The organism is Rhizobium sp. ERR 942, from assembly GCF_007828395.1.
GTDB classification, from domain to species: domain Bacteria; phylum Pseudomonadota; class Alphaproteobacteria; order Rhizobiales; family Rhizobiaceae; genus Rhizobium; species Rhizobium dioscoreae.
On the sequence record NZ_VIUA01000001.1, the window covers coordinates 401227 to 416947 of the forward strand.

Annotated in this window: 13 protein-coding genes; 6 read left to right on the forward strand and 7 right to left on the reverse strand. The window is 61.2% G+C overall.

Annotation, left to right across the window (positions count from 1 at the left end; all coding sequences use genetic code 11):
* Positions 1 to 2: 2 nt before the first annotated feature.
* From FBZ97_RS01930 to FBZ97_RS01950, 5 genes are all read right to left on the reverse strand, one after another.
* Positions 3 to 1208, reverse strand: coding sequence for a pyridoxal phosphate-dependent aminotransferase (locus FBZ97_RS01930; RefSeq protein ID WP_246661681.1), 1206 nt, complete (start codon positions 1206 to 1208; stop codon positions 3 to 5).
* 188 nt (positions 1209 to 1396) lie between these two features.
* Positions 1397 to 2179, reverse strand: coding sequence for an aldolase/citrate lyase family protein (locus FBZ97_RS01935; RefSeq protein ID WP_145316243.1), 783 nt, complete (start codon positions 2177 to 2179; stop codon positions 1397 to 1399).
* A 167-nt stretch (positions 2180 to 2346) separates the two neighbouring features.
* Positions 2347 to 3627, reverse strand: a complete 1281-nt coding sequence (locus FBZ97_RS01940; protein ID WP_145316245.1) for a cysteine desulfurase-like protein — start codon at positions 3625 to 3627, stop codon at positions 2347 to 2349.
* A 102-nt stretch (positions 3628 to 3729) separates the two neighbouring features.
* Positions 3730 to 4452: a GntR family transcriptional regulator gene (locus FBZ97_RS01945; protein ID WP_069611759.1), complete on the reverse strand. Its 723-nt coding sequence runs from the start codon at positions 4450 to 4452 to the stop codon at positions 3730 to 3732.
* An 81-nt stretch (positions 4453 to 4533) separates the two neighbouring features.
* Positions 4534 to 5481, reverse strand: a complete 948-nt coding sequence (locus tag FBZ97_RS01950; RefSeq protein ID WP_145316247.1) for a DMT family transporter — start codon at positions 5479 to 5481, stop codon at positions 4534 to 4536.
* 137 nt (positions 5482 to 5618) lie between these two features.
* Between FBZ97_RS01950 and FBZ97_RS01955 the strand changes: the two genes are divergently transcribed.
* Entirely contained in the window at positions 5619 to 6380 is a 762-nt protein-coding gene (locus FBZ97_RS01955; RefSeq protein WP_113351636.1) for a helix-turn-helix transcriptional regulator, read from the forward strand.
* Here the strand turns inward: FBZ97_RS01955 and FBZ97_RS01960 are convergent.
* On the reverse strand, positions 6377 to 7267 hold the full coding sequence (locus FBZ97_RS01960) for a sigma-70 family RNA polymerase sigma factor (RefSeq protein WP_113351635.1): 891 nt from the start codon (positions 7265 to 7267) through the stop codon (positions 6377 to 6379). The two genes, FBZ97_RS01955 and FBZ97_RS01960, sit on opposite strands and share 4 nt — an antisense overlap.
* A gap of 134 nt (positions 7268 to 7401) precedes the next feature.
* Between FBZ97_RS01960 and FBZ97_RS01965 the strand changes: the two genes are divergently transcribed.
* Positions 7402 to 7860: a carboxymuconolactone decarboxylase family protein gene (locus FBZ97_RS01965; RefSeq protein ID WP_113330284.1), complete on the forward strand. Its 459-nt coding sequence runs from the start codon at positions 7402 to 7404 to the stop codon at positions 7858 to 7860.
* A gap of 55 nt (positions 7861 to 7915) precedes the next feature.
* Here the strand turns inward: FBZ97_RS01965 and FBZ97_RS01970 are convergent, their stop codons facing one another.
* Positions 7916 to 8827 carry a LysR family transcriptional regulator gene (locus FBZ97_RS01970; RefSeq protein ID WP_095435644.1) on the reverse strand — a complete coding sequence of 304 codons (912 nt, stop codon included), beginning with the start codon at positions 8825 to 8827 and terminating at the stop codon, positions 7916 to 7918.
* Between the two features lie 236 nt (positions 8828 to 9063).
* Here FBZ97_RS01970 and FBZ97_RS01975 point away from each other — a divergent pair, with 236 nt between their 5' ends.
* The 4 genes from FBZ97_RS01975 to FBZ97_RS01990 all read left to right on the forward strand — a co-directional run bounded on the left by FBZ97_RS01975 (position 9064) and on the right by FBZ97_RS01990 (position 15715).
* Positions 9064 to 9876, forward strand: a complete 813-nt coding sequence (locus FBZ97_RS01975) for an alpha/beta hydrolase (protein WP_069611753.1) — start codon at positions 9064 to 9066, stop codon at positions 9874 to 9876.
* 170 nt (positions 9877 to 10046) lie between these two features.
* A complete protein-coding gene (locus FBZ97_RS01980; RefSeq protein ID WP_145316249.1) occupies positions 10047 to 11237 on the forward strand; it encodes an efflux RND transporter periplasmic adaptor subunit in 1191 nt (396 codons plus the stop codon).
* A 120-nt stretch (positions 11238 to 11357) separates the two neighbouring features.
* Complete coding sequence (locus tag FBZ97_RS01985) at positions 11358 to 14555, forward strand: efflux RND transporter permease subunit (RefSeq protein ID WP_145316251.1); 3198 nt, start codon at positions 11358 to 11360, stop codon at positions 14553 to 14555.
* Between the two features lie 275 nt (positions 14556 to 14830).
* Positions 14831 to 15715, forward strand: coding sequence for an NAD(P)-dependent oxidoreductase (locus FBZ97_RS01990; protein ID WP_113420425.1), 885 nt, complete (start codon positions 14831 to 14833; stop codon positions 15713 to 15715).
* Positions 15716 to 15721 lie beyond the last annotated feature (6 nt).

The following is a 15721-nucleotide window of genomic DNA, read 5'->3' on the forward strand; positions in this document are numbered from 1 at the left end:
TCTTATGTCATCGCGTTGACCATGCGGTCGAGCGCGATACGCATCTGTTCGGTTTCGCGGAATGTGCACATGCGCAGGAATGCGCGTGATGCCTCGCCGAAGTGATATCCAGGCGCCAGGCCGACGCGGGCCGTTTCAAGAATGCGCTCGCAAAGTGCCGTTGCGTCGGGCTCGCCCTGCAGCGCGAAGAAGGCATACATGCCGCCGCGCGGCTTTTCCGGCAGGATAATGCCGGGTATTTTCGGCAGCTTCTCATAGGCGAGGTCGAGCCCTGCCTTGATCCGGCCCCGGATTTCTGAAACCAGCGGCTCGCCTTCGCGCAGGGCGGCGGCGGCGCCTGCCTGGACCATGGCCGAGGTGCCGCTGTTGATATATTGCGTCATGGCGCCAAGCTGGTCGGCAACCGCAGACGGGTGTGTCAGCCAGCCGACGCGCCAGCCGGTCATCGCCCAGGCTTTCGAGAAGCTGTTGATCGCGATGACGCGATCGCCATCCTCGGCCACTTGCAGGATCGAAGGGGCAATGTCGCCATCGAAATAGAGGCGGGCATAGACCTCATCGGAAATGATCCAGATGCCGGTGCGGCGGCTGAAATCCAGCAGTGCCTGCATTTCCTCGCGCGACGCTGTCCAGCCCGTGGGGTTGGAGGGCGTCGACAGGAAGATGGCGCGGGTGCGGGCATCGCAGCGGGCAAAAAGCCTGTCGAGATCGAGGCGCCAATCGGTATCGAAATCGAGTGACACAGCGCGGGGCTCGCCGCCGATCAGATGGATGGCGTTATGGATGTTCGGCCATTGCGGCGCGACATAGACGACATTGGTGCCGACATCGACGAGCAGTTCAAGCGCCATGTAGAGCGCCTGCATGCCGCCGGGGGCGACCGTCGTGCGTTCGATCGGGATGGGGCGGCCGTGCCAATGCGTCTGATAGTCGGATAAGGCTTCGTTCAGCGTCGCCAACCCGCGCATATTCGGAACGTAGAAAGTTGCGCCGTCGTCGAGCGCTTTCTTCGCAGCATCGCGGATGAACTCCGGCGTCACGATATCGCCTTCGCCGAACCAGAGCGGAATGACGCCGCCGAGTTCGCGGGCGCGCTTGGCAAGCACGGCGATATTGTCGGTGCGCATGTCGCGGATCTGGGCGCGAATGCCTTCAAGAGCATCGCGGCCCGTCATCGCGTTCGGCAGGTTATGCTGCGATAGAGACAAGAAATTTCCCCTGGGAATTCTGTATTGAAGGGTTCAAACGGCTGCGGCAGCTTTCACTTGAGCAACCCCTCGATTTCGAATGGTTATCCAAAAGCCGACGTATTTCAAGGACAAATTTTAAGCTTAAAAAGTCTGGCCTCTTGCTCGATTTTCTATTGCCCCTCGAAGTGGTAACACTCTGAAAGAGATCATCTTTCTTTCGTCTCCTTCACATGCTTGACCTGTTTCGCGGCATCGACACCGGCGGCCAGACTGGCGCCGAGAAACATCGTGTCGCTCGCGAGAATGAAGAAGCTGATACCGGCTTCGAACCATGCGCCGATATCATCGGGCGAGGGGCGGAAGATGCCGACTGCGCGGCCGGCGGCCAAAGTGGTTTCGGTGATGGTTCTGATCGCCGCATCGAGCCTGTCCTTGCCGGTTGGTCCCATGGCGTCGATCGAAACGGAGAGATCGCCAGGGCCGATGAAGAGGAGATCGACGCCATCGACGGCGGCGATCTCGGCGATGTTGGTAAGCCCCTCGGCCGTCTCGACTTGGATGGCGAGCAGCAATTCATCATTCGCCTTGGCGAGGTAATCCGGGATACGGTAGCCATAGGCTGCGGCGCGGCCGGGGCCGACGCCACGGGCACCGAGCGGGGGATAGCGGGTGGCCTTGACGGCGGCGCGCGCCTGTTCCGCCGTCGAAACGCGCGGCACGAGAACGCCTGCGGCGCCGGCATCCAGGACGGTTGCAATATCCTCAGCCGTATGGCCGGGCACGCGGACCATGGCGGGAACGCGATGGACATCGGCGGCGCGGATCAGATCCTCGATGCGTTCGCGGCTGATCTGCGAATGCTCCCAGTCGATGCAGAGGAAATCGACGCCGGAGGCTGCCGTGACTTCGATGGCGACCGGATGCGGAATGGCCGCAAACGTACCGATCAGCAGCTTTTGCTCGATACAGTTCCGGCGGAAATCGCTCATCGTCATCCTCATTTTAGCGGTTTCCCGACGAGGGATAGACCGAAAGCTACAACTGCGAAACGGCAATCTGCTCTGCGTTCAGAACAGTTTTCCGTGCCATCAAGCAGCGGCACGGGGCATTGCGGTGGCGGAGTTGTTCGGGCGCCGCCACCGCTCCGAGGCACGGCTTACCTGCGCCGCGCTATGATCTCAGTCAGGACCGCGTCGAACCGCGCGATCTCCTCGACCTTGTTATAATGCACCAGCGACACGCGGATGGCACCCGTTTCCATCGAAAGGCCAAGGCGCTTCATCAGTCGCGGCGCGAACATGTGACCATCGCGCAGGCCGATGCGCTGCTTGCCCATTTCGTCGGCAAATTCCTGTGGCGTGATGCCAGGCATATTGAAGCAGATCGTGGGAACGCGCTGCTCCAGGCGGTTCTCGTCGGATATGCCGTAGATGATGGCGCTGTGGCGCTTCAGCACCGCGATCATCTCACGGGAGAGCATCAGCTCGTATTGGCGGATTGCGCCCATGGCGGCGGCGAGCGCCTCGCGGCGGCGATGGTCACCGGTCGGCAGGAAACGACGGCCAAGGCCTTCGAGATATTTGACCGCCGCGTTCATGCCAGCGACGTTCTCATAGGTGAAGGTGCCGACCTCGATCTTATAGGGCGGGACGTCTGGAATGAAGTCTTCCTTGAATGTGGGAAGCTTGACCAGCGCGTCGTAGCGGCCCCAGAGGAAGCCCATATGCGGCGAGAAATTCTTGTAGCCGGAGCAGACGAGATAGTCGCAACCCCAGGCCTGCACGTCGATCAGGCCATGCGGGCCGTAATGGACGCAATCGAGGAAGGTTTCGGCGCCGGCAGCTTGTGCCAGTTTGCAGACGGCTGCGACATCGACGATCGTGCCGATGGAATGCGCGGTGACGGTACAGGCGACGAGGCGGGTCTTGTCGTTCAGCAGCGGCTTCAGATCTTCCACATGCAGCGTGCCGTCCTCGCGCATGCGCCACCAGACGATCTTGGCGCCATCGGCTTCGAGTGCCATCCAGGTGGCGATGTTGGCATCATGATCCATGTCGGTGACGACGATCTCGTTGCGCTCCCCGAGCAGCTTGGCAATGCCGAGGCTCACAAGCCGGATGAAGGAGGTGGCGTTCTGGCCGAAGGAGATTTCTTCCGGGCGATAGGCATTGACCAGCATGGCGACACTTTCGCGGGCTTCTTCCAGATTGCGGTCGACACCCTGGCTGTGCTGGTATTTCGCCATGCGCTGCACGTTGAAATCGATGAGGTGATTGGCAACAGCATCGACGACAGACTGCGGCACCTGCGCGCCGCCCGCATTATCGAGAAAGACGAAATCGCCCGCCTTCCGGATGGCCGGGAACATGGCACGAACCTCGTCGACCGGGAAGCTGTTGTGACCGGCGAATTGCGATGCGGAAGCGGCGGAGCTCATGGGGATCTCGCTCTGGATGTTGGGATTGGAACCTCAATTTTGATCATTTGATCACAAAATACTTTAAGGTTCAACCAAATTTCTGAATCTCTTCTGGCAAGCTTAGCGGCGGCCGGAGCCGGAGCCTTTGCGCGGCTCGTCCTGCGTGGCCGGGCAATAATCCTGCAGGATTTCGTGCGTGCGTCTGATATCGGCGACGACGCCGTCGCGAGCTGCGGCGAAGTCTCCCGCCTTCAACGCCTTGACGATGGCAACATGCTCGCCGGCAGGGTCAAGCTCGCCGCTGCGCATCAAAGGTTCGACGGAGGCTGAGAGCATGCGCATATAGGGGCCGAAGCGCAGCCATAAGGTCTCGATCAGCTGCAGCAGTACCTCAGAGCCAGAGGCGCGGTAGATGGTGAAGTGGAACTGCTGGTTCTTGGCCATCAGGTCGTAGATGTTGGCGCCGAGGCCGATCACATGCTGCTCGCCGGCGATGCGTTCCAGTGCGGCGATATCTGTCGGGGTCAGGTTCGGGATGCCGAGCTCGGCGGCGAGCCCTTCCACGGCGATGCGGGCGCGGCAGAGATCGTCCAGGCGGGCAAGCGTGACGATGGGGATGCGGGCCGAGCCGTTGGCGGCAATCTCAAGCGCATTTTCGGCCGCCAGCCGGCGCAGGGCTTCGCGCACCGGCATATTGCTGGTGCCGAAGGTTTCGGCGAGCGAGGCGATGGTCAGCGTCTGGCCGGGATCGAAATTACCTGCCATGAGCGCGTTTCGCAGCTGCTGATAGACGCTCTCCTGGATCGTCGTTCTGGAGGACACCGGTTCCAGGGCTATGCGCACGCTTGTTTCCTCTCCGTCTTTCGGGACTCGTTCATGGTAGAACGAAGGGTGGGCGGAAGGAAAGGGTTCTCTGAGCGGCGGTCAGGCTTCCTCGGTCTCCCAGCCTTCGTCATCGGCCGGGCCATTCTTCGTCCGAGGCTTGTGTAAGCCGAGCCCAACGCCGATGAGGGCGAGTGCCCCGCCGATAGCGTGATAGGAATACAGTTGTTCTCCAAGCAGCGCCCAGGCCAGCACTGCAACGACGATTGGCAGGAGATTGATCAGCAGCGACGTCCGGCCTGCTCCGAGCCTCTGAATGCCGATCATCCAGCAGAGGGGCGCGAGGAGAGAGGTCGGGATCGCGGCATAGAGGATCAGCGGCAGGTTGGCCGTGGTGATCGGCGAGATATCGCCCATCAGGAAGATCGGGATCAGCAACAGGGTTGAAAAGCCGATCTGCCAGAAAAGCTGCTGCCACATCGGAAACGGCATCGCCCACCGTCTCAGCATCACGCCATAAAGCGCATTCGAAAGGACGGCAACGATCATCAGGCCATCGCCGATATGGAAGCCGCCATTCGCAAGACGCATCGGATCGCCCTGCGATGTCAAATAGACGAGTCCGATCAATGAAATGCTGCCGCCCAAAAGGCTTGTCGCAGTCAGTTTTTCAGCGGCCAGCAGGCTTGCGAAAAACGTCGACAGCAACGGCATCAGAGCAACGATGACGCCCATGTTGACGGCGGAGGTGGTCTTGGCGGCCTCGTAGGCAAGGCTCTGGTAGATCACCATGCCGAGTGCGCCGAGAATGGCAAGCTTCAGCCAGTACTCGCGTATCAGCGCGCGGTTGCGCCATGCTGCCCGGCCAACGAAGGGCAGGAGGACGATGAATGCGAGCAGCCAGCGGTAGAAAGAGATGGAACCTGGAGATATCACGCCGGCGGATGCCTTGGTGACAACGGTATTGCCGGACCAGATGAGCACCGTCAGCAGGGGCGCGAGCCCGGCGGTGCTTATTATGGATGTGGAAGCATTCTGCTCGGTGCTCATATGAATAGTCTCTGCGTCTTCTGGCTTCTGGCGAAACAAAGGAAGGCGGATAGGGCTCGCCGTCCCGAAGGTCTTGTACCGCTTGTCCGAATTCCGGTATATAACGAGATTAAGACAAACGGTAGTGAAATGAGGACATGTCCAGCAGGCCTCCACGCATTGAGGGCGACCCGCCGAATCCGGTTTCCTTCCGAACCGAGAATTATGAGGCGGGTACGGTTTTCCCCAAAAAGAGCCAGCCCTGGGGCGAGCTCAATTATGCGCTTATCGGCGTCTGCGAGTTCGATATTCAAGGCAGACGCTATCTGTCGCCGCCACATTATGCTATCTGGCTGCCACCGGACACGATGCATGGTGCTTATAACCAGCACGATCTGCGCTATGTGACCGTCTATATCGAACGCGCCCTTTGCGCCGATCTGCCGGACAAACCTTCCACGCTCAGCATCAGCTCGCTGTTGAAGGCGATCCTGGCGGATTTCGCGGCCCGCGAGGTCACCATACCGGAAACGGCCGAAGATCTCAGGCTTGCACAGGTTCTGGTCGATCAGATTCGCCTGGCGCCGCGCTGCGAGAGCTATCTGCCGCTCTCCGACGATCCGCTACTCGGTCCAGTCCTGAGCGCATTGCAGGCCGATCCCGGCGACCGGCATTCCCTAGCGGAATGGGCGCGCCGGATGGGGACGACCGAGCGTACGCTGTCGCGCCGGTGCCAGGTGGATCTAGGCCTCTCCTTCAATGAGTGGCGGCAGCGATTGAAGCTCGTCGCGGCGCTTTCGCTGATCGAAGCCGGTGAGCCTGTGCACTGGATTGCAACGCAGTTGGGCTACAGCAATGCATCGGCCTTCATCGCCATGTTTCGCAGGCTGACGGGTACGAGCCCGACTCAGATGCGCTAATTTCGGGTTTCAATCAAAACGATCTCCAGCTTGCGCAGTTCTTCCGGATCGGCCATCGCGTCGATGACGTTAATCATGCCATCTGCATTGAAGGTGCAACGAAGAGCGATGCGCAGCTGTCCGTCGATGACAACGATGGCACCCACCGCGCCGTTGATGACCGCCAGCCGCGCTCCCCGCGCACGGCCCTGGAAGGTCTTGGCTACGTCCACGCGCCCGCGGATTTCTCCTGCTGCCCCCATGCGGGCGGCAACGGCATCCGGCCGGAAGACGGCTTGGGGATCGAGGACGGCGAGCAGTGCCTGCAGATCGCCGTCGCGTGAGGCTGTGAAGAAGGCATCGACGACATGGCGCTGGCGGGTAAGGTCAGCCTCCGTCGTTGATGGCGTATCCTGCACACGGCGGCGGGCACGGCTCGCAAGCTGGCGCGTCGCGACCGGCGTGCGTCCCAGAACCGGGGCAATATCATCGAAAGGGACGTCGAACATATCGTGCAGGACGAAGGCAAGCCGTTCGGCGGGGTTCAGCTTTTCCAACACGACCAAAAGGGCGAGGCCGACGGAGTCCGCCAGCAAGGCATCCTGTTCCGGGTCGGTGCCGTTCCCAGCCTCATGCACCACCATCGGCTCGGGAACATGGATCGTCAGCTGCTCCTCGTGGCGGGATTTGCGAGCTCGCAGCAGATCGAGGCAGATACGCGCCGTGACTGTCGTCAGCCAGCCGCTCAGATTTTCGACGTCAGACCTATCGCTCCTCATCAGGCGCAGCCATGCTTCCTGCACTGCATCTTCGGCCTCCGTGCGCGAGCCGAGCATGCGGTAAGCGACGGCGCGCAGATGCGGCCGGTTCGCTTCGAATTTTTCGGCCTGCCACTTTTTTTCGTCCATCGGTCACATCTCCTCATTCTGCTCCGTCAAACCCATGACGAACGAAATCCCGCCGGTGTGACATCGGATCGGCGGGAAAATGCATCGTCGGAAGATGAGCCGCAACAGGGCTCTCACAATCAGAGGAAAGAATTATGCAAGCTCGTATGAAGAACCCAGTCCTCGTTCTGCCCGAAACCTTGCAGGCGCTCTTGGCCGTCAGCAATTCGATTAAAGATCGCGGCTTGTCGGAAAACATCATGGATCTCGTGCATCTGCGGGTCAGCCAGATCAATGGCTGCAGCGTCTGCACCGACATGGGCTTTCGCAAGCTGCAGAAAGATGGCGAGACCATGGAGCGCATCGTCGGTGTCTCCGCGTGGCGCGAAATGCCTTATTTTTCCGATGCCGAACGCGCGGCTCTGGCGCTCGGAGAAGCGGTCACCCGACTTGCCGACCGGCCGGATGCCGTCACCGATGAAATCTGGAACGAGGCCGCAAGACACTACGACGAAAAGGCGCTCTCTGCCCTCATCGTCGCGATTGCGATCGACAACGTCTGGAATCGCTTGAACTCAACGGTCCGCCAGCAGGCTGGTGCTTCCTGGAACTGATTGTTCGCAATCGGCGCCACCTTCTTCCGAAAGAGAGAAGAAGGTGGTCTGCCTCTCAAGCTTCGCCGACCCGCGAGGTTGCCAGCAATTTCGCCAGCCAGTCGACGAAAACGCGCACCTTGTTGCTCAGATGCCGGTTGGGCGGATAAACGATGTGCATGGGCAATGTCGGCCGAGTCCAGCCGGAGAGGACCGGCACGAGGTCGCCCTTGGCAAGGGCGTCCCGCGCCATGAAGCTTGGAACCTGCGCAATGCCGAGGCCGGTCATGGCTGCTTGCAAATAGCTGCGGCTGTCATTGACCGAGAGGATGTAGCGCGGAGTGATTTCCAGCGACTCATTGCCGCGCTCGAAGAGGAAAGGAATCGTGCGGCCGGTTTGCGCACGGAAATAGCTGACTGCGTAGTGACTGGTTTCCAGCTCCTCCGGCCGTTCCGGGATGCCGTGCTTCTCGATGTAAAGCGGAGCGGCGCAGGTGACGAGATGGATCTCGCCGACACGACGGGCGATCAGCGACTGGTCGCTCGGCATGCCGGCTCGCAATGCGCAATCGACATTCTCGGCCAGATAGTCGACCAATCGGTCGCCGACTCCGAGGTCTATATGAATATCCGGATATCGCTGGTGGAAATCGCAAAGCGCCGGCATGACGATCTTTTCGGCGAAGGCGCCGGCCATTTCCACGCGCAGGCGGCCGCTTGGCAGGCTCTGCGAATTGCTGATGCTGCCGTCCAGCTCCTCAATCTCGGAGAGGATCTGGATGGCGCGCTCGTAATAGAGTGCGCCATCCGTCGTCACCATGACGCGTCGGGTCGTACGGTTGAGGAGTTTCGCGTGCAAATGCGCCTCCAGCGACTGGATGAGCGTCGTCACCGTCGCTTTCGGCATGGAGAGGGCGGCTGCGGCGCGGGTAAAATTGCCCGTCTCCACCACACGCGCGAATGCCCGCATTGCTGATAACTGGTCCATTCCATGATGTCCCTCGACCCGATGAAAAAAAGAGGTCGATTGTTTGTAATGGTGAATAGTCTGATCGAATATAGGCTACTTATTCTCGAAGCGGAATAACAATATGTTGTTTCGTAAGTTGTTGCAATGCGGCATGGGGGCGCCAAAGACCGCATTTCGAGAATATGGTCGCAAAGCGTGGTAAACCGCTTTTTGGATTGGAACATATTCGCTCGAGCAGACAGGGATTTGGGTCGATGAGTGCGCCGTGGAAAGATGTTGTGCTGGAAAACGTGCCAACGGGGCCGGTGGAAGCGCGGATCTACAACGGTGAAGGTTTGAAGAAGGCGGCACCCCTTGTGCTCTATCTGCACGGCGGCGCTTTTCTTGATACCTGTCACGCGACCAACAGGCCGGTGGCGGCAAGCCTCGCTGAGGCTGGGGCCATCGTGGTTGCGGCGGATTATACCAGCTGCAATCAGAATGCTTTTCCGAAGGTGCTGGAATGCGCCTACGGGCTTCTCGCCTATCTCAGCAACAAGCGGAACATGCTTGCGCTGGGCGGGGCGAAAAAATCGCTGCTGTTTGTCGCCGGAGAGGAATCGGGTGGCAATGTTGCAGCGGGCGTCGCTTTAAAGGCGCGCGATCAAATACCCGGTTCGTTGGACGGACAGGTTTTGATATCGCCTTTGCTTGATCCCTTCATGGGGTCGAAATCTTTCCTCCAGGCGGAGGAAAGCGGCATGCGCGAGCGCTGGACGGAGGGTTGGAACCGTTACCTGGGTTTCCTGGGCGGTGTCTGTCACCCCTATGCAGCGCCTCGATACTGTTCGCGGCTTTCGGGCCTCGCGCCGGCATTGGTGCTCACGGCCGAGGACGACCCGCTCCGCGACGAGAGCATGGAATACGGCAGTCGGCTGAAAGCGGCTGGCGTCCGTGTTCGCCAGCAAGTCCTTCCCGCCGGGACAGGCTGGCCCACTCTCTATGGCGGGCAGTCGAAGGACAAGCCTTCATGGCAGCAGGATATCTGCTGTTGTTTCAAGGGTTTTGTCGAAGACGTGCAGGCTTGATCGACTAGGGTATGCGGTCCGCGAGGGATGAGCGCGGATTGGACTGATGTCGAAGGCATGAGACCGGAGCGATGGTCACGCGGATGCGCGGTGCTTCGGCCCCTGATTTTATTGAGACGATAGGAATTTGTGGTCCCGTGTCCCAAGCCGGGGCCAAAGGAGAGACTAACATGAAGTCCAACGGTAAGAGCTGGGCCCTGTGGGGCGCCGGCATGGGTATCGCTGCGGCTGTTGCAGGCGCAGCCTTCTATCTGGAGCTGCCGCGCGGCGCTCAGGCAACCGAGGCGGCGAGCCAGGCGGCACCGCCGGCTATCCCCGTTACGGTTGCTGCCGTCGAGCCGCGCGACGTCACATCCTGGCAGGAATTCTCCGGCCGGCTCGAAGCCATTGACCGCGTCGAGATCCGGCCGCGCGTGGCTGGGGCGATCCAGTCCGTGCATTTCCGCGAGGGCGCCTTGGTCAAGCAGGGTGACCTGCTTGTCACGATCGATCCCGCACCTTATGAGGCGGCCGTCGCCCAGGCTCAGGCGCAGGTCGGCGCGGCGAAAGCCACTCTCAACCTGACGAAAGTCGAAGTCGACCGCGGCCAGAAGCTCTTCGACAACAAGACGATCTCGCAGAGCGATATGGACACACGCGCCAGCAACTATGCTGCGGCGGAAGCCAATCTGAAGGCCGCGCAAGCAACCTTGCAGACAGCGCAGCTCAATCTCGACTACACGCAGGTCCGCGCCCCGATCGCTGGCCGCGTCGGCAAGATCGCCGTCACCGTCGGCAACCTCGTTGCAGCCGGCGCGTCCTCTTCAGTACTGACGACGCTCGTTTCGGTCGACCCGATCTATGCGAGCTTTAGTGCCAACGAACAGACCGTGACCCAGGCGCTGTCCGAACTGCCGGCTACCGGCGGCATCGTTCCGCCAGTCGAGCAGATCCCGGTTCAGATCGGTACGGCAAGCGACAACGGCACGCCGATCAAGGGCAAGTTGCAGTTGATCGACAACGAGGTCGATGCGGCGAGCGGCACCGTCAGCGTTCGAGCCGTCTTCGACAATCCGGGCGGCCGTCTCATCCCCGGCCAGTTCGTGCGGGTTCGCATGGGCCAACCGAAGGCCGAGAACAAGATCGTCATCGACGACCGTGCAGTCGGCACCGACCAGGATAAGAAGTTCGTCTTCGTCGTGGATGGCGAGAACAAGGTCAATTACCGGCAGGTCCAGCTCGGATCGGTGGTCGACGGTCAGCGAGTGATCGAGAACGGCCTGAAAGCCGGCGAAAAGATCGTCGTCAACGGGCTGCAGCGCATCCGTCCCGGTGCGGTCGTCGCGCCGCAGTTGGCAGAGAAGGTCGCGACCGCTCAGTAAGACTTCGCCTTCTGCCCGTGGGCAGAAGGCCGACATTCCAAAATCACATGATCCGCCGGCGGCTCTCAAATCGTCGGACGGGAATTTTGCATCCGTTCTTACCCCAGAGGGGGCTTTGATATGAACATCTCCAGATTCTTTGTCGACCGTCCGGTCTTTGCCGGTGTTCTTTCGGTCCTCATCGTGGTCGCCGGCCTGATCGGCCTCAGAGCGCTGCCGATCTCCGAATATCCAGAGGTCGTGCCCCCGTCGATTGTCGTGCGTGCCACCTATCCCGGTGCTAACCCGACCGTCATCGCCGAAACGGTGGCGACGCCGCTTGAAGAGCAGATCAACGGCGTCGAGGGCATGCTCTACATGTCCAGCCAAGCGACATCGGACGGCGTTCTTAATGTGACCGTCACCTTCAAGCTCGGCACCGATCCGGACAAGGCGCAGCAGCTCGTGCAGAATCGCGTTTCGCAGGCCGAGCCGCGCCTACCCACGGAAGTCCGTGCCCTCGGCATCACGACCGTCAAGAGCTCGCCCGACTTCATCATGGTCGTCAACCTCGTCTCGGACGGGGCCGATCACGACATCACCTATCTGCGAAACTATGCGACCCTGAACATCAAGGATCGGCTCGCCCGGATCGAGGGCGTCGGGCAGGTGCAGGTCTTCGGCGCCGGCGATTATTCCATGCGCGTGTGGATCGATCCGCAGAAGGCGGCCGAGCATAATCTTGCCGCCGGCGACATCAGCAATGCGATCAGCTCCCAGAACGTCCAGGCTGCGGCCGGCATCATCGGTGCCTCACCCAGCCGGCCGGGCGTGGATCTGCAGCTCAACGTCAATGCCCAGGGCCGCCTGCGCACGCCCGAGGAGTTCGGCAACATCATCGTCAAGACGGGCACCAATGGCGAGATCACCCGCCTTCGCGACGTCGCTCGCGTCGAGCTGGGTGCGGAAGACTATACGCTACGCTCGCTGCTCGACGGCAAGCCGGCGGTCGCCGTAGCGGTTCTCCAGGCGCCCGGTTCGAACGCGATCGAGATCGCGAACAACGTGCGCTCGACCATGGACGTGCTGCAGCAGGCCATGCCGGCGGGCGTCAAGTATGAGATCGTCTACGACACGACGAAATTCGTCCGCGCCTCGATCGAGAAGGTTATCGACACGCTGCTCGAAGCTATCGCGCTCGTTGTCCTGGTCGTCATTCTGTTCCTGCAGACATGGCGCGCCTCGATCATCCCGCTGATCGCCGTTCCGGTGTCGATCATCGGCACCTTTGCCGTGATGTATGTCTTCGGTTTCTCGATCAACGCGCTCAGCCTCTTCGGCCTGGTGCTGGCGATCGGTATCGTCGTGGACGACGCGATCGTGGTGGTGGAGAACGTCGAACGCAATATCGAGGCCGGGCTCAATCCGCGAGACGCCACCTACAAGGCCATGAAGGAAGTCTCCGGTCCGATCATCGCGATCGCGCTGGTCCTCGTCGCGGTTTTCGTGCCGCTCGCCTTCATCTCCGGCCTGTCCGGCCAGTTCTATCGCCAGTTCGCGCTGACGATCGCCATCTCGACCGTCATCTCGGCCTTCAATTCGCTCACCCTGTCTCCTGCGCTGGCATCCCTGCTCCTGAAGGGCCACCATGCGCCGAAGGATCGGTTGACGCGGATCATGGACGCGGTCTTCGGCTGGTTCTTCCGCGGCTTCAACCGGGCGTTCGGAGCCGGTTCGAAATATTACGGCAAGGGCGTCGGCCGCCTGGTGTCGCGCAAGAGCATCGTCATGGTGGTCTATCTCGCGCTGGTGGGCGCGACCTATAGCCTGTTCACAACGGTTCCAGGCGGTTTCGTGCCGTCGCAGGATAAGCAGTATCTGATCGGCTTTGCACAGTTGCCGGATGCTGCAAGCCTTGACCGTACGGAAAGCGTGATTAAGCGCATGACGGATATCGCGTTGAAGCAGCCTGGCGTTGCCAATGCGATCGCCTTCCCGGGTCTGTCGATCAACGGCTTCACCAATTCCTCGAATGCGGGCATCGTTTTCGTAACGCTGAAGGACTTCGACGAGCGCAAGACGCCGGACCTTTCGGGCGGGGCGATCGCCATGGCACTGAATCACAAGTTCGGCGCCATCCAGGATGCCTTCATCGCCATGTTCCCGCCGCCGCCGGTGAACGGCCTCGGTACGACAGGCGGCTTCAAGCTGCAGATCGAAGATCGCGCCGGCCTCGGCAACCAGGTGCTCGATCAGGCGGCCAAGGCAGTGATCGCCAAAGCCTACCAGACACCGGAACTCACCGGCATTTTCTCGAGCTTCCAGATCAACGTGCCGCAGCTCTTTGCTGATCTCGACCGCGCCAAGGCCGAGCAGCTCGGGGTCTCCGTCACCGACGTCTTCCAGGCACTGCAGATTTATCTCGGTTCGCTCTATGTGAACGACTTCAACGCCTTCGGCCGCACCTACAGCGTCCGTGTGCAGGCCGATGCCAAGTTCCGCGCACAGCCGGAAGATATCGGCCAGTTGAAGGTTCGTTCGGCATCGGGGCAGATGATCCCGCTTTCAGCCCTGCTGAAGGTGGATGCCACGACCGGTCCAGAACGCACGAACCGCTATAACGGCTTCCTGGCGGCTGACATCAATGGCGGCCCGGCGCCCGGTTTCTCGTCGGGCCAGGCACAGGCGGCGATCGAGAAGATCCTGCACGAGACGCTGCCGCCCGGCATCGACTTCGAATGGACTGATTTGACCTACCAGCAGATCCTGGCGGGCAATTCCAGCGTCGTCGTCTTCCCGCTGGCGCTGCTCCTGGTCTTCCTCGTATTGGCTGCCCAATATGAGAGCCTGACCTTGCCGCTCGCCATCATTATGATCGTGCCGATGGGCGTCTTGGCGGCGCTGACCGGCGTCTGGCTCACGGGTGGAGACAACAATATCTTCACCCAGATCGGCCTGGTGGTGCTGGTCGGCCTGTCGGCAAAGAACGCCATCCTGATCGTGGAATTCGCCCGCGAGCTGGAATTCGAGGGCCGCACGCCGGTCCAGGCCGCAATCGAAGCCAGCCGCCTGCGCCTTCGCCCGATCCTGATGACCTCCATGGCCTTCATCATGGGTGTCGTGCCGCTGGTCACCTCGACCGGTGCCGGTGCCGAAATGCGCGCTGCCATGGGTGTCGCGGTGTTTGCCGGCATGATCGGCGTGACCTTCTTCGGCATCTTCATGACGCCCGTGTTCTACGTGCTGACCCGCCGACTGACGGGCAACCGTCCGCTGAAGCAGCATCCGCACAATGACAACGAGCATTCGGCGGAGGTACTCCCGATCGCCGCCGAATAGGGGCCGTGCCGAACCGACCTCCAGTCCTCGACAGGCCAGGGGCGGGACCATAAGGTCCCGCCTTTTCTTATCTACCGGCCTATTGCGAATTCAGTGCCGAAGAATTTTCGGTCGGGCCACCGATTTTCTTTGCATGCTGGCACCATAGGTTTATCAAGCTCTTGGATGATTTGATTGACGTACATCGGGCATGAGGAGCGGCCCGTTGGCGCAAGGACCCAAAGGGCGATAGCATATAGTCTCGGGGCTGGTGCGCCGCATTCGGAGGATAGTTTATGGGCGGCAGGAAGATCGCTTTTCTCGGCACGGGATTGATGGGTGCGCCGATGGCGCGGCGTCTGCTGGCGGCCGGGTTTGCCGTGACCGTCTGGAATCGTGATCGCAGCAAGGCGGAACCTCTGGCTGCCGACGGCGCAACCGTCGCAGATACGGCGGTGGAGGCGGCGCGGGGCGCCGCGGTGCTTTTCACAATGCTGACGAATGGCGGAGCTGTCGGCGAAGTCCTGTTCGGCAGCGGCGTGGGCGATGTGCTGGAGGCTGGCGCGATCGTTATCGACAACAGCTCGATATCGCCGGCTGTTGCCCGCGAACATGCCTTCAAACTCGCCGAGCGCGGTATCCGACACATCGATGCGCCGGTCTCCGGTGGCGTGGTCGGGGCGGCCGCCGGAACGCTCGCGATCATGGCTGGTGGCGATGCCGGCGTCATCGACAGCGTGCGCGATATCATGGCGCCTCTCGGGCGCGTAACCCGTGTCGGTCCGAGCGGGACAGGCCAGCTCGCAAAACTCGGCAATCAGCAGATCGTTGCCGTGACCATCGGGGCCGTCGCGGAAGCGATGCTGCTGGTCGAGGCCGGCGGCGGTTCGCGCGAGGCGTTTCGTGACGCTATTCGCGGCGGGTTCGCCGAAAGCCGGATTCTGGAGCTGCATGGCCAGCGCATGATCGAGCGCAACTTCGAGCCTGGCGGCACCGCCCGCAACCAGCTGAAGGACCTCGATACGGTGCTGGCGGCGGCGCAGAACCTGTCGCTTCATCTGCCGCTGACCGAAGCCGTTCGAGCGGAGTTTGCCGAATTCGTCGAAAACGGCGGTGGCGAGCAGGATCACAGCGGCCTGCTGCAGCATCTGGAAGACAAGAATGCCCGAGGAAAGGCTTGAGGAAGA

Coding starts and splice junctions, on each gene's coding strand:
- FBZ97_RS01965 (WP_113330284.1), top strand. CDS start 7,402: ATGCAAGCTCGTATGAAGAACCCAGTCCTCGTTCTGCCCGAAACCTTG.
- FBZ97_RS01940 (WP_145316245.1), bottom strand. CDS start 3,627: ATGAGCTCCGCCGCTTCCGCATCGCAATTCGCCGGTCACAACAGCTTC.
- FBZ97_RS01975 (WP_069611753.1), top strand. CDS start 9,064: ATGAGTGCGCCGTGGAAAGATGTTGTGCTGGAAAACGTGCCAACGGGG.
- FBZ97_RS01990 (WP_113420425.1), top strand. CDS start 14,831: ATGGGCGGCAGGAAGATCGCTTTTCTCGGCACGGGATTGATGGGTGCG.
- FBZ97_RS01985 (WP_145316251.1), top strand. CDS start 11,358: ATGAACATCTCCAGATTCTTTGTCGACCGTCCGGTCTTTGCCGGTGTT.
- FBZ97_RS01980 (WP_145316249.1), top strand. CDS start 10,047: ATGAAGTCCAACGGTAAGAGCTGGGCCCTGTGGGGCGCCGGCATGGGT.
- FBZ97_RS01970 (WP_095435644.1), bottom strand. CDS start 8,827: ATGGACCAGTTATCAGCAATGCGGGCATTCGCGCGTGTGGTGGAGACG.
- FBZ97_RS01955 (WP_113351636.1), top strand. CDS start 5,619: ATGTCCAGCAGGCCTCCACGCATTGAGGGCGACCCGCCGAATCCGGTT.
- FBZ97_RS01950 (WP_145316247.1), bottom strand. CDS start 5,481: ATGAGCACCGAGCAGAATGCTTCCACATCCATAATAAGCACCGCCGGG.
- FBZ97_RS01960 (WP_113351635.1), bottom strand. CDS start 7,267: ATGGACGAAAAAAAGTGGCAGGCCGAAAAATTCGAAGCGAACCGGCCG.
- FBZ97_RS01935 (WP_145316243.1), bottom strand. CDS start 2,179: ATGAGCGATTTCCGCCGGAACTGTATCGAGCAAAAGCTGCTGATCGGT.